Source organism: Mucilaginibacter sp. PAMC 26640, from assembly GCA_001596135.1.
Lineage (GTDB): Bacteria > Bacteroidota > Bacteroidia > Sphingobacteriales > Sphingobacteriaceae > Mucilaginibacter.
The window spans coordinates 2,472,443-2,485,578 of record CP014773.1; the positions used below are offsets into that span (position 1 = coordinate 2,472,443).

Genomic DNA, 13,136 nt, shown 5'->3' on the forward strand with positions numbered 1-13,136 from the left:
AAGAAACTGTCGCTAACCAATAAATTCTTCTAATTTTAACATTTTAAGTAATAATCATTTTACAACAACTGGTTAAACCCAGAGCCAATTTAACATCCAGAGTACCCCATATGGTAAGTAAATTATATCCTGTAAAAAAGTATCGAGATCAACTAGCGAGAGGTATTTTCCTCGTGCTATTTTTTCTCCTTATTTTACTGTTTATAATTCCGTTACTTTTTTTGCTGCTGTTTAACTTTAAAATTAAACCTGTCTCATTTACACTAGTGCGTCAAAATTCACAAGCACCCCAATTATCCCGCCTCGGGCTCAAAATTTAATTTGACTTTATTGGCAATAACTTTAGCTTTGCCATACAAAATTCAAAAGCCAATGAGCGTTCTCGTAAATAAAGATTCTAAAGTTATAGTGCAGGGTTTTACCGGTAAAGAAGGTACTTACCATGCTGAGCAGATGATTGAATATGGTACACAGTTAGTTGGTGGTGTTACACCGGGTAAAGGCGGCCAAACGCATTTAGACAGACCTGTTTTTAACACGGTAAAAGATGCGGTAGACCAAACAGGCGCTGATGTATCTATCATTTTTGTACCGCCGGCTTTTGGTGCAGATGCCATTATGGAAGCTGCGGAAGCTGGAATTAAAGTTATTGTATGTATCACCGAAGGTATCCCTACAAAGGATATGATTGAGGTAAAAGAATATTTAACAGATAAGGATGCCCGCCTGATTGGCCCTAACTGCCCGGGTATCATTACTGCCGACGAGAGTAAAATTGGTATCATGCCAGGGTTTATTTTCAAAAAAGGTAATGTTGGTGTTGTATCAAAGTCTGGTACGCTTACTTACGAGGCGGTAGACCAGGTAGTTAAAGCTGGTTTAGGTATTACCACTGCTATCGGTATTGGTGGCGACCCAATTATTGGTACACCTACAAAAGAAGCTGTAGAATTGTTAATGAACGATCCGGACACCCACGGTATCATCATGATTGGTGAAATTGGTGGTGGCATGGAAGCTGATGCAGCCCGTTGGATCAAAGAAAACGGTACCAAACCGGTTGTAGGCTTTATTGCCGGCCAAACTGCGCCTCCGGGCCGCCGTATGGGCCATGCAGGTGCAATTGTTGGCGGTGCCGATGATACAGCTGCAGCAAAAATGAAGATCATGCGCGAGTGCGGTATCCGTGTGGTAGAGTCACCGGCAGAAATCGGCGCTGCCATGGCAGAAGAACTAGCTAAATTATAATCCCCCACCCCTCTGAAGGGGGAGTAGCATATATGAATCTCGGTCAGGTTGGCCGGGATTTTTTGTTTGGGTGGTTATGCGGTTTGCAGGCTTGTTGCTATATTAGGGTATCAATCAACATAATGAAAAAACTCACAGTAGTGATATTGTTGTCGCTTATTGCGGCGTCGTCATTTTCGCAGGGTGTTAATTCGGAGCGACCCCTGCAGCAGCCGGAAAATATCATCAAAAACTACGGCAGCTTTTTCAGCTATGTAAACGAGCACATGAAGTTATCACAAGATTTGGTGGCTTACGATGTAAAGGGCAGACTGATCAGCAAAGCATCTTTTCTAAAAGCGCTTACCACTGGTTATTATCTTCCGCTAAGGCTGGGCACCGCTGATACCAAAATGCATTACCGGCTCTTTAAGCTTAACGCTCTTTCGGCAAAAGATATGGGTGTATACATTAAAGGCTGGAGCCGGGTGGTGTATACTCATTATCTGCAGGAGGGTAAACAATTTTCGCCGTTTGAATTTGTGGATTTAAAAGGCAACAAATACAGCACGGCAAACACCAGGGGGAAGATACTTTTGGTTAATTGCTGGTTTATCGGTTGCGCTAATTGCGAAAAGGAGATGCCGGCCCTTAACCAACTAGTTAAAAAGTATGCAGACCGCAAAGATGTGGTTTTTTTAAGCCTGGCGCTCGATACCAAAGCAAAGCTCGTTCCCTTTCTTAAACGCAAGCGGTTTGACTATGCAATAGTACCCGGCCAGGAAAAGTTTATCAATAGCAGCTTAAAAACTTCTGCTTATCCAACTCATTTTGTAATCAATAAAACAGGCAAGATCGTTAGTGTGGTTGATACGCCGGAGGAGGTAATTTACGCGCTAAAGACTCGGCTATAGATAACAGGTGCAAGCCTTACGTAGATCTTAGTATCAGATCTTGAAATTCTTTAACCCTGAAAATACTGATTCAGACAAAATTTCTTAGATTCGGTACATCCGATTCAGTTAGATATCCCATTTATGCGCAAATTCCTCGGCCTTTTGTTTTTTCTACCAGCATTAGCTGTTGCACAATACAAACCAGCCACCTTTACGGATCCCGACCGGCTAAAAAAGATTGAAGCTACGTACCAGGTCATCGATCAATTATATAAAGACTATGCGGATAAAAACCATTGGCCTGGTACCGCTTACGGTATCGTGGTGGATGGCAAGCTGGTGCATAGCGGTGGATTGGGTTATACCGATCTGAAAAACAAGATAGTTGCGGATGCGCAGTCTGATTTCCGAATCGCTTCCATGAGCAAAAGCCTTACTGCTATGGCGATATTAAAGCTGCGCGATGAAGGTAGGCTTAAACTGGATGACCCGGCGTACCTGTACATTCCGGAGATGAAAGCAAACAAATATTTAACAAAAGATGCTACGCCCATCACCCTGCGCAATCTGCTTACTCATACCGCCGGTTACCCCGAAGATAACCCATGGGGCGACAGACAGCTGGCCGTTAGCGATGCCGAATTAATCGCCATTTACAAAAAAGGCGTATCATTTTCCACCAACCCGGGTTTGGGTTATGAATATAGTAATCTCGGCTTTGCTACGCTGGGTTACATCATTAAAAAAGTGAGTGGTAAAACCTATGAGCAATATATTACCGATAATATTTTAAAACCCTTAGGGATGACCCATACTTATTGGGAATATACTAAAGTGCCCAAAGATAAGCTGGCTCATGGCTACCGCTGGCTGGATGGGCAATGGGTGGAGCAGCCCTTGTTGCATGATGGTGCTTATGGTGCCATGGGTGGTTTAATTACTACCATAGCAGATTTTAGCAAATACATGGCCGTGCATTTAGATGCCTGGCCCGTGCGCAATGACCCGGAAAAGGGCCCGGTCAAACGCAGCTCGGTACGCGAGATGCAATATCCCTGGGATGTTAATTACTTAACAGCTAATGCTAAAACACCAGGCGGCAGGCCATGCCCCAACGTTACTGCTTATGCCTATGGCTTACGCTGGATGAAAGATTGCGATAACCGTATTTACGTTGGCCACACCGGCGGTTTGCCCGGTTTCGGCAGCCAGTGGAATGTAATGCCCGACTACGGAATAGGGGTAGTCGTATTTGGCAACTTAACTTATGCCCGCGCCGGGGCTATAAATAACCAGGTGCTGGATACGCTTTTAAGCATGTCGCGTATCGAACCCCGAAAGCTGCCTGCCTCGGCCATTTTAGAGCAACGAAAAACAGAATTATTGAAAGTGATTGGTAGCTGGGATACGGCCAGAGCAAGTGGCATTTTTGCTGATAACTTTTTTATGGATTACTTCCCGGATAAACTAAAAATTGCCGCCGAAGAAGCCTTCGCCAAAACGGGTAAGATCGTTTATATTAGCCCTGTAGTGGCCGAAAATCAGCTACGCGGCTACTTTATAATGAAAGGCGCAAAGGCAAGTATCAAAGTAAGTTTTACCCTAACCCCGGAGAATCCGCCGCTGATACAGGAATACCATTTGGACATTGTTAGCCCCCCGGCCCCGTAAAGGGAGAGGAAAGCCGAAAGCACGAATTAGGCTTCAAGAACCAAGAAAAAATCCGTTGATCATCCTGGCGCTTTTCTTGGCTCTTATGCCCTAGCTTCTTGGCTCTTATGTCTTGGCATCTTGGCTTTTATGTCCTGGCTTCTTGTCTCTTACCTCCTGTTATCTTGGCTCTTAAACCTTGGCTTCTTGACGCTAATTTTATGCAACCCCATTCACTGCCAATCGCATAACGGTATTGGTGCTCAGGTTGATCTTCAGATTGAAAAAACAGGGCCCGCCATCCAGTACCATTACGATGCCTTTTCGCCAGTGCCGCTTTTCATAATCAGTGCAAAAGCAATTCACCCAAACTTCTTTTTCGCCTTTTGCATTAGTCACAGCGATGAGTTGCTTGTAATATTTGCCGGGTTTGCTGATGGTGGTGCCTTTACTTTTGTTGTATTCTTTAACCGTTACCGCAATGATCTTTTCGATCATTTTTATTTCCTTACCAGAAATACTTGCCGGTTTAAAGTCTTTATCGAACAGAAAACTATCGCGGCTTTTAGTGAAGGGCAGTACTGCATAGCGGGATGTATCGATGTAAGAGGTATCGGGCTTTGTGAAGCGGCCTGCTGAAGCAGCATTTGTAACTTGTTGAACTAATAAAAAGCTGATCAGCAGGATGAAGAGTTTCATAAGCAAGCGTATATAAAAGCACAACATGGCCCGGGCATTATTGTTGCATGCCACTCCTAATTTCACTGCGTCAACGGTGTGTAAACATCATCCGGCAAAACATTAGGTGCCCTTGAATTGTCGTATATTTATGTACACAGTCCGAAAGAACGGAATACATACGGTCCGAAAAGCTGGAGGCTAATCGGTGGAATTCATCAAGAATTACTGAAATCACAAAACATAGCATGGAATACAATAAATTAACACCCGAAGAAGAGTATATCATATTACATAAAGGTACCGAGCGGCCATTTACTGGTGCTTTATTAAATAACAAGGCAGAAGGCTTATACATTTGCAGAAGGTGCGATGCGCCATTGTACACCTCGGAAACCAAATTCGAATCGCATTGTGGCTGGCCAAGTTTTGACGACGAAATAGCCGGAGCGGTGAGATGGGAAACCGATGCGGACGGACGCCGTACCGAAATTCTTTGTGCCAATTGCGGCGCGCACCTGGGCCACGTTTTTAAAGGAGAGTATTTGACGCCTAAGAATACACGACACTGCGTAAACTCGGTATCAATGAAATTTGTACCAGCGGGCGAAACGAAATAAGGCGTCGCATTTAGAAAATTCTTATCGTAAAAATGGTCAGGAATTTTTGTTTTCCACATTCCGTTGGCTGGATAGCTGATGTGTAAAATACCGTATTTCTACGTGGTTCATAAAAGCCTTAATTAGGCACGGTTGGCACTTTTTAGGAGGCTTAAATTGTCTGCTTTAGGTAAAGTAAAAGTTTGGTAAAGGTTACCAAAATGTTAAGCGCGGTAGCGGGGCAGATAATAAACTTGGTTGTGTAATACATTGATCATTAATGGGTTGTACGGTGATGGATATAAACAAGGAGAATAAAATATTTCTTCATTTGTTTATAACTTATAGTTGATGTTAAAAACTTAGGTTAACATCCCTAGGGCAGTTGCCTTATCTTTGAACTATAAGTTCTGTAAACGCCATCGTTACCGTTGTGAAACTTCGGTAAAATTGTAAAAAGCCGTGTAAACACATGGGCGATGTGTATTGAAATATAAAGTTTAATAGGAGGTAAGTGAGGGTGTTTGGAGCGAGTAAACAAGGGCGGCTTTGGTTGCCATTATAGAACTCGCAACGCACGCGTGTCTGTAAACCTGGCGTGCAACTATTGGCTATACTGCGGAACATTCATTAGATAATACAAAATAACATATAATACGAGATGCCAGAGGAAACTGAATTATTGCTGAGAGAGAACAAGGATCGTTTTGTGATCCTCCCCATCAAGTATCCCGCTATTTGGGAAATGTACAAAAAAGCCGAAGCTAGCTTTTGGACAGCCGAGGAGATAGATCTGAGTGACGACCTGAAACACTGGGAAGGTTTAAATAGTGGAGAGAAACACTTTATTTCACACATCCTGGCGTTTTTTGCGGCAAGTGACGGTATTGTGAACGAGAATCTGGCTATTAATTTCATGAGCGAGGTGCAGTTACCTGAGGCACGTTGTTTCTACGGTTTCCAGATCATGATGGAAAACATCCACTCTGAAACCTATGCGCTGCTGATAGACACCTATATTAAAGACCCGGCGGAGAAAGATCGTTTGTTTCATGCTATTGATACCGTGCCATGTGTGGGTAAAAAGGCAGAATGGGCACTGCGCTGGATCAATAACGGCAGCTTTGCAGAGCGTTTAGTAGCATTTGCGGCTGTAGAAGGTATATTCTTCTCGGGCAGTTTTTGCTCTATCTTCTGGTTAAAGAAACGTGGTTTGATGCCTGGCTTAACATTCAGTAACGAATTGATCTCCCGTGATGAAGGTTCGCATTGCGAATTTGCTTGTTTGCTTTACAAAATGCTGGATAATAGACTCAGCGTTGAAGCAGCAACCAAGATCATTACCGATGCCGTAGAGATTGAAAAGGAATTTGTGAGCGACGCCCTGCCGGTAAGTTTAATTGGTATGAATGCCAAATTAATGAGCCAGTATATAGAGTTTGTTGCCGACAGATGGTTAGATGAGTTGGGCTATCCGAAAGTTTACGGTGCTTCCTGTCCTTTTGACTTTATGGAGATGATCAGCCTGCAGGGAAAAACCAATTTCTTCGAGAAAAGGGTAGGTGACTATCAAAAAAGCGGCGTGCTGAACGGTACACCAGAAAATAAGGCTTTCTCGTTGGATGAGGATTTCTAACAAACAACTACGTCGATAAAAACGACCTTTAATAAATTATATATTACAGTTGGTTTAAAGCTATCTATAAACTTTATACTAACCACTTAACTACCAACAAAAGATGTTTGTAATAAAAAGAGACGGCAGAAGAGAATCAGTAAAATTCGACAAGATTACAGCCCGCATTGAAAAACTGTGTTATGGTTTTAACCTGGTTGACCCGATAGACGTGGCCAAAAAGGTAATTGAGGGATTGTTTGACGGGGTAACCACCTCGGAACTGGACAACCTTGCGGCAGAAACAGCAGCATCGTTAACCACTAAACACCCCGATTATGCATTGCTGGCATCGCGTATAGCTATCAGCAACCTGCATAAAAACACTACCAAGTCGTTCTCAGAAACAATGAAACGTATGTATGAGTACGTTGATAAAAAAACAGGTAAGAACGCTGCGTTACTGGCTGATGATGTTTTCCAGATCATTCGCGATAACGCGGAGCTTTTAGATAGCAGCATAATCTACGACCGCGATTTCGGTTTCGATTACTTCGGTTTTAAAACTTTAGAAAAATCATACCTTTTAAAAATTGACGGTAAAATTGCCGAGCGCCCTCAGCACTTGTTTATGCGTGTATCGGTTGGTATCCATAAAGAGGATATCGATAGCGCTATCAAAACTTATAACCTGATGAGCGAGCGTTGGTTTACCCACGCTACGCCTACACTGTTCAATGCAGGTACGCCAAAACCACAAATGTCATCATGCTTTTTGTTAACCATGAAGGACGATAGCATAGAGGGTATTTACGATACTTTGAAGCAAACTGCCAAGATCTCGCAAAGTGCCGGTGGTATTGGTTTAAGCATCCACAACGTACGTGCTACAGGTTCATACATCAGCGGTACAAACGGTACCAGTAACGGTATCATCCCGATGCTGAAAGTATTTAATGATACCGCACGTTATGTAGACCAGGGCGGCGGCAAGCGTAAAGGCGCTTTCGCTATCTATTTGGAGCCATGGCATGCAGATATCTTCGAGTTTTTAGATCTCCGCAAAAACCACGGTAAAGAGGAAATGCGTGCACGTGATTTGTTCTATGCCCTTTGGGTATCAGATCTGTTCATGAAGCGTGTGGAAGCTAACGAGGACTGGAGCCTTTTCTGCCCGCATGAGGCACCGGGATTGGCCGATTGCCACAGCGCAGAATTTGAAGCACTTTACACTAAATACGAAAGAGAAGGCCGTGCACGTAAAACCATTAAAGCACAGGAACTTTGGTTTGCAGTATTGGATAGCCAGGTAGAAACCGGTACTCCGTACCTGTTATATAAAGATGCTGCCAACGCAAAATCTAACCAACAAAACCTGGGTACCATCAAAAGCTCAAATCTTTGTACGGAAATTATAGAGTACACTTCAGATAAAGAAGTTGCCGTATGTAATCTTGCGTCCTTAGCATTGCCACGTTACGTGATCAACGGTGAGTTTGACCATGCCAAGTTATACGAAGTAACCTATCAGGCTACTTTGAACCTGAACAAGATCATCGATCATAACTATTACCCGGTTGAGGAAGCCCGTTACAGCAACCTTCGCCACCGCCCGATCGGCTTAGGCGTACAAGGTTTGGCCGATGCCTTTATTCTGCTGCGTTTACCTTTCGAAAGCGAAGCGGCTAAACAGCTTAACAAAGAGATCTTTGAAACCATTTACTTTGCTGCCATGACGGCTTCTAAGGATCTGGCTATAAAAGACGGCGCTTACGAAACCTTTAAAGGTTCGCCTTTATCGCAGGGTAAGTTCCAGTTTGATCTTTGGAATGAAAAACCGGCCAGCAGCCGTTGGGATTGGGAAAACCTGCGTTTAGATGTAATGAACCACGGTGTACGCAACTCACTGCTAGTAGCGCCAATGCCAACCGCATCTACTTCACAGATATTGGGAAACAACGAGTGTTTTGAGCCGTATACCTCTAACATCTACACCCGTCGTGTATTGAGCGGAGAATTTGTTATCGTAAATAAACACCTGCTGCGCGACCTGGTTAACCGCAACCTTTGGACCCCGGCCATGAAAGACAGGATTATCACTGCAAACGGTTCTATCCAGGACATTGCTGAGATCCCTGCTGACATCAAAGAACTTTATAAAACAGTTTGGGAAATCAAGATGCGTAACATCATTGATATGGCTGCTGATAGGGGTGCGTATATCTGCCAATCGCAATCGCTTAACCTGTTTATTAACTCGCCAAATGCAAGCAAATTGACTTCAATGCACTTCTACGCATGGAAGAAAGGCCTAAAAACAGGTATGTACTATCTGCGTACACAGGCAGCATCACAAGCGGTTAAATTTACAGTGGAGAACCAGGGCGGTAAAAACATGGAAGCCGTTATACCCGAAGTTGTTGCAGATAACAGCACCGAGGATGTACCGGCTGGCCCATCTTGCTCAATGGACGAAGGTTGCGTTACTTGTTCAGCATAATTTATTACTCCGAAAAACGGCAAGACCGAAAGACGGGAAGTCCGCAATACCAAAAGTCCTTAAGACTGAACGTGTTTAAGATAGGAGAGGCCGGAAAACTGAAAAGTTTTCCGGTCTCTCGTTTTCAGGAAAAAATGCAAACCATAACGCCTTACTTGCCCTAAGATAAGAACGTCAAGGCACTGCTCTCTTTTACCATCTGATGATTTGCCAATTAGGAATCTTCCCGATATTTGAACCATAACAATTTTCCGGACTTTCGGTCTACCGGACTTCCGGACTATAAAGCATGACAAAACACGAGATCATCCCCTGCGAGCGTTGCGGCGCACGTATTGAATGCAAGGCAAATTCCTACACCAAATGCCAGTGCAGTGTTGTACAGTTAACTATTAACGAGGTGCAATACATCGCCGAGAATTACGATGGCTGTATGTGCGCCAAATGCTTGCTGGAGTTGCAGGTGGAGTATAATACCGAACTTACCGCTTCCTGATATGTCGCAGATCCGTTTAACCTTCGCCTGCGAGTTTGATAAAGCTTATTCGGTTGTTGTAGAAGATGATGGTCGTGTTGCTTATGCCTACCTCATGTATTACGATGAAATTGTTTCTGATGTATGGCTTTATAACCGCATTGAGCCGCCAGCCGAAATATTCTTAAATGATTGGCGTCAGCAACCTTTAAATCCTGATGAATATATAAGGAAAGATATCATAATAGTACCTATGACAGATTTAAGCCAGATACATTGCGAATGGGACGAATCAGAAGACGGAGTAATAGAAGTTGCCGTTGTTTTACGCAGACGGTTTACAGCAGAGCTTAAGCATGGTGCAAAACCGGGCTGGTCAGTATTTGTTGCAAAGGATGGGCCGCTCGCTTTAGTTTATTAGTTGAACCGGAGCTAATCCCCCAGTACTTTTACCGGTTTCTTATCCTTATTAATCGCTACAAAAGTAAAAGTACCGGTAATCGCTTTTTCCCGTTCAAAAGAGTACATCTCTTCTACATAGATTTCTACCAGTACTTTTAAACTGGTATTGCCAATATGAGAAACGGTGCCAACCAGTTCAATAATCGTTCCTGCGGGGATAGGCTTATTAAAATCTATCCTGTCGGATGATACCGTTACCATGGTTTTTCGGGTAAAGCGGGTAGCCGTTATAAAAGCTACTTCATCCATCAGGTGCATGGCTGTACCACCAAACAGCGTGTCATAATGATTAGTAGTATTTGGGAAAACGGCTTTAAAAATGCGGGTCTCTGCAGCTTTGATTCTTTCTTCGGTGGTCATGATGAATTTTATTAAAAGGCCTTGCGGGTATTGCCCGCAAGGCCTAACATTTAGTTTACAGCCTGTTGGCTGAACATTTCTCTAGCTTCTTTTGCTGCCTTTACCATATTGGTTAGTGCAGTTTGGGTTTCCGGCCATTTTCGCGTTTTTAATCCGCAATCCGGGTTCACCCAAATATTGGCTACGGGTAACCTTGTAGCCGCTTTTTTTAGGAGATCTGTCATCTCCTGTACGGTTGGTACTCGTGGTGAATGGATGTCATACACGCCGGGACCAATCTCTGCCGGGTAATTGAAGTCGGCAAAGGCTTCCAGTAACTCCATTTGTGAGCGCGAGGTTTCTATCGTGATCACATCTGCGTCCATATCGGCAATATGCTTAATGATATCGTTAAATTCACTGTAGCACATGTGGGTATGGATCTGCGTTTCATCGCGCACACCGCCTGCAGAAATACGGAAGGCTTTAACAGCCCAGTCCAGGTAGGCAGGCCAATCAGATTTTCGCAAGGGTAAACCTTCGCGAATAGCCGGCTCATCTATCTGTATCACCCGGATACCCGCCTGCTCCAAAGCTACTACTTCATCTCGGATAGCCAAAGCGATCTGGTAAGTAGTTTCCTCACGTGGCTGATCATCCCGTACAAACGACCATTGCAGGATGGTTACGGGGCCGGTAAGCATGCCTTTCATCAGCTTTTGGGTATTGGCCTGGGCAAAGCTGCTCAATTTAACGGTCATATCGGCCGGTCGGCTGATGTCGCCATAGATTACCGGCGGCTTTACGCAGCGGCTGCCATAGCTTTGCACCCACCCATTTTTGGTAAACAGGAAACCATCCAGCAGTTCTCCAAAATACTCCACCATATCGTTGCGTTCAAATTCGCCGTGTACCAACACGTCAAGGCCAATGTCTTCCTGCCAGCGAATGGCATCGATAGTGGCCCTTTCAATTTCGGTGTCGTATTGCTCCGCTGTGATCGCGCCTTTTTTTAGCCTTGCCCTTAACTGGCGGATATCACCGGTTTGCGGGAAAGAGCCAATTGTAGTAGTTGGGAACAGCGGCAATTTAAAGTTAGCCTGCTGTATTTTTTGGCGGGTTGTAAACGCACTGTTTCGGGTAGCATCTGCATTTGTAATTGCCGCTGTGCGCTGTTTTACCGGCTGTTTATGGATAAGTTTGGAGAGGCTCCTGGCCGATAGTGCAACCAGATTTTGTTGCAGAAGCACATTATTGCCTTCTATAATTTGGCTTATCTCATTCACCTCATTAAGCTTTTGTTTGGCAAAGGCCATCCAGTTTTTAATTTCGGGATTAATTCCAGTTTCGAGATCCAGGTCGAACGGAGTATGCAGGAGTGAGCAGCTTGGCGCAATCATCATGCGATCCTTGCCAATTACTGCAATTGCTTTCTTTATCGCATCTACCGAACGCATATAATCGTTCTTCCAAATGTTGCGGCCATCAACCACCCCGAGTGATAGACTCAAGTTATCCGGAATAAATTTCAGGATCTCGTTCAGCTGCTTAGGCGCACGAACCAAATCGATATGCAAGGCACAAACTGGCAGGTTAACGGCTAGTTGTGTGTTTTCTTTAAGGCTTTCGAAGTAGGTAGTGAGTAGGGTCTTAATTTGCGGGCAGTGTTTTTTAATCTCGGCGTATGCATATACAAACGCGTCCTTTTCTTTTTGAGATAGGTCCATCGTTAAGAAAGGTTCGTCTAATTGTACCCAAACAGCACCCTGGTCTTTCAGCTTTTTAAGGATCTCGATATAAACAGGAACCAGTTTTTTAATCAGGTCGATCTTGTCAAAACCAGCTTCTTTTTCTTTGCCAAGCAGCAAATAACTTACCGGGCCTATTAGTACAGGTTTTGGGGTAATACCGGTTATTTGTTTTGCAAGGTTAAACTCTTCAAACACTTTATCGGAGAAGATGCGGAACTGCTGGTTGGCGGTAAACTCGGGTACAATGTAATGGTAGTTGGTATCAAACCACTTCGTCATTTCCATGGCGGTAATGTCCAGTTCATCTTTTTGGTAACCTCGCGCCATCGCAAAATAGAGGTCTATCTCCATGTTTTGCGGGTTTTGGGTAAGTACGGCGTTGTAACGTTGGGGGATAGCACCCAGCATCAGGGAGGTATCCAGCACGAGATCGTAAAAGCTGAAATCGTTGCAGGGGATCAGGTCGATACCGGCTTGTTGCTGCAGTTGCCAGTTTTGCGCGCGGATAGTGCGTGCAGCAGCGAATAATTCATCCCGGCTGATGGTGCCTGCCCAGTATTGTTCACTGGCCTTTTTGAGTTCACGATGGGCCCCTACGCGAGGGTACCCCAGGTTGTTTTTGAGCATACGCATAAAACTTTTTTGGTTAAACATTAATGAGTAATTAATGCTCCTTACGGTTTTCGGTATGCTTTCGTGGTAAAATGGTAATAAAAGATAAAAGGCCATCCGCAGGCATTAAAACACCGGCAAAATCCTTTTTAGTCTCTGACTACTGCTTCATTACGCGAAAGCATTGTCTTAAACAGTTGGCAAGTATCCTGGCTTGTAACATTGTTGCCGTCCTTCTCATACCGCTTGAGGGGGTACAATGGACAAGTAAAGGCAACAACCTTTTTGTTACTTACAGTTGCGCGACAGCCCGTGATTTGCACACGGTTCCT

Annotated in this window: 12 protein-coding genes and 1 other annotated feature (1 of these 13 cut by a window edge); of the genes, 9 read left to right on the top strand and 3 right to left on the bottom strand. The window is 44.1% G+C overall.

Going from position 1 to position 13,136, the window contains the following annotated elements; translation table 11 throughout:
* The first annotated feature begins 110 nt into the window (after positions 1–110).
* The 4 genes from A0256_10775 to A0256_10790 all read left to right on the top strand — a co-directional run bounded on the left by A0256_10775 (position 111) and on the right by A0256_10790 (position 3,794).
* Positions 111–320, top strand: coding sequence for a hypothetical protein (locus A0256_10775; protein ID AMR31870.1), 210 nt, complete (start codon positions 111–113; stop codon positions 318–320).
* 52 nt (positions 321–372) lie between these two features.
* Positions 373–1,248, top strand: coding sequence for a succinate--CoA ligase subunit alpha (locus tag A0256_10780; GenBank protein ID AMR31871.1), 876 nt, complete (start codon positions 373–375; stop codon positions 1,246–1,248).
* A gap of 122 nt (positions 1,249–1,370) precedes the next feature.
* On the top strand, positions 1,371–2,141 hold the full coding sequence (locus A0256_10785; GenBank protein ID AMR31872.1) for a hypothetical protein: 771 nt from the start codon (positions 1,371–1,373) through the stop codon (positions 2,139–2,141).
* A gap of 123 nt (positions 2,142–2,264) precedes the next feature.
* The gene (locus A0256_10790; protein AMR31873.1) at positions 2,265–3,794 is read left to right on the top strand and encodes a serine hydrolase; all 1,530 of its coding nucleotides are present in this window, start codon (positions 2,265–2,267) and stop codon (positions 3,792–3,794) included.
* Between the two features lie 198 nt (positions 3,795–3,992).
* Here A0256_10790 and A0256_10795 read toward each other — a convergent pair whose 3' ends face one another.
* On the bottom strand, positions 3,993–4,472 hold the full coding sequence (locus A0256_10795; GenBank protein ID AMR31874.1) for a hypothetical protein: 480 nt from the start codon (positions 4,470–4,472) through the stop codon (positions 3,993–3,995).
* A 227-nt stretch (positions 4,473–4,699) separates the two neighbouring features.
* Between A0256_10795 and A0256_10800 the strand changes: the two genes are divergently transcribed.
* The 5 genes from A0256_10800 (at position 4,700) to A0256_10820 (ending at position 10,061) form a co-directional block, all read left to right on the top strand.
* Positions 4,700–5,071: a methionine sulfoxide reductase B gene (locus tag A0256_10800; protein ID AMR31875.1), complete on the top strand. Its 372-nt coding sequence runs from the start codon at positions 4,700–4,702 to the stop codon at positions 5,069–5,071.
* Positions 5,072–5,711: 640 nt separating this feature from the next.
* On the top strand, positions 5,712–6,686 hold the full coding sequence (locus A0256_10805; GenBank protein ID AMR31876.1) for a ribonucleoside-diphosphate reductase: 975 nt from the start codon (positions 5,712–5,714) through the stop codon (positions 6,684–6,686).
* Between the two features lie 103 nt (positions 6,687–6,789).
* On the top strand, positions 6,790–9,165 hold the full coding sequence (locus tag A0256_10810; protein ID AMR31877.1) for a ribonucleoside-diphosphate reductase: 2,376 nt from the start codon (positions 6,790–6,792) through the stop codon (positions 9,163–9,165).
* Positions 9,166–9,454: 289 nt separating this feature from the next.
* Positions 9,455–9,661 carry a hypothetical protein gene (locus tag A0256_10815; protein ID AMR31878.1) on the top strand — a complete coding sequence of 69 codons (207 nt, stop codon included), beginning with the start codon at positions 9,455–9,457 and terminating at the stop codon, positions 9,659–9,661.
* Position 9,662: 1 nt separating this feature from the next.
* Positions 9,663–10,061 (top strand): hypothetical protein, encoded by a 399-nt coding sequence (locus tag A0256_10820; protein AMR31879.1) that lies wholly within the window; start codon positions 9,663–9,665, stop codon positions 10,059–10,061.
* An 11-nt stretch (positions 10,062–10,072) separates the two neighbouring features.
* Here the strand turns inward: A0256_10820 and A0256_10825 are convergent, their stop codons facing one another.
* A complete protein-coding gene (locus A0256_10825; GenBank protein AMR31880.1) occupies positions 10,073–10,462 on the bottom strand; it encodes an acyl-CoA thioesterase in 390 nt (129 codons plus the stop codon).
* A gap of 50 nt (positions 10,463–10,512) precedes the next feature.
* Positions 10,513–12,819 (bottom strand): 5-methyltetrahydropteroyltriglutamate--homocysteine S-methyltransferase, encoded by a 2,307-nt coding sequence (locus A0256_10830; GenBank protein AMR34510.1) that lies wholly within the window; start codon positions 12,817–12,819, stop codon positions 10,513–10,515.
* A gap of 166 nt (positions 12,820–12,985) precedes the next feature.
* Positions 12,986–13,136, bottom strand: a binding site (cobalamin riboswitch) (it continues 45 nt past the right edge of the window).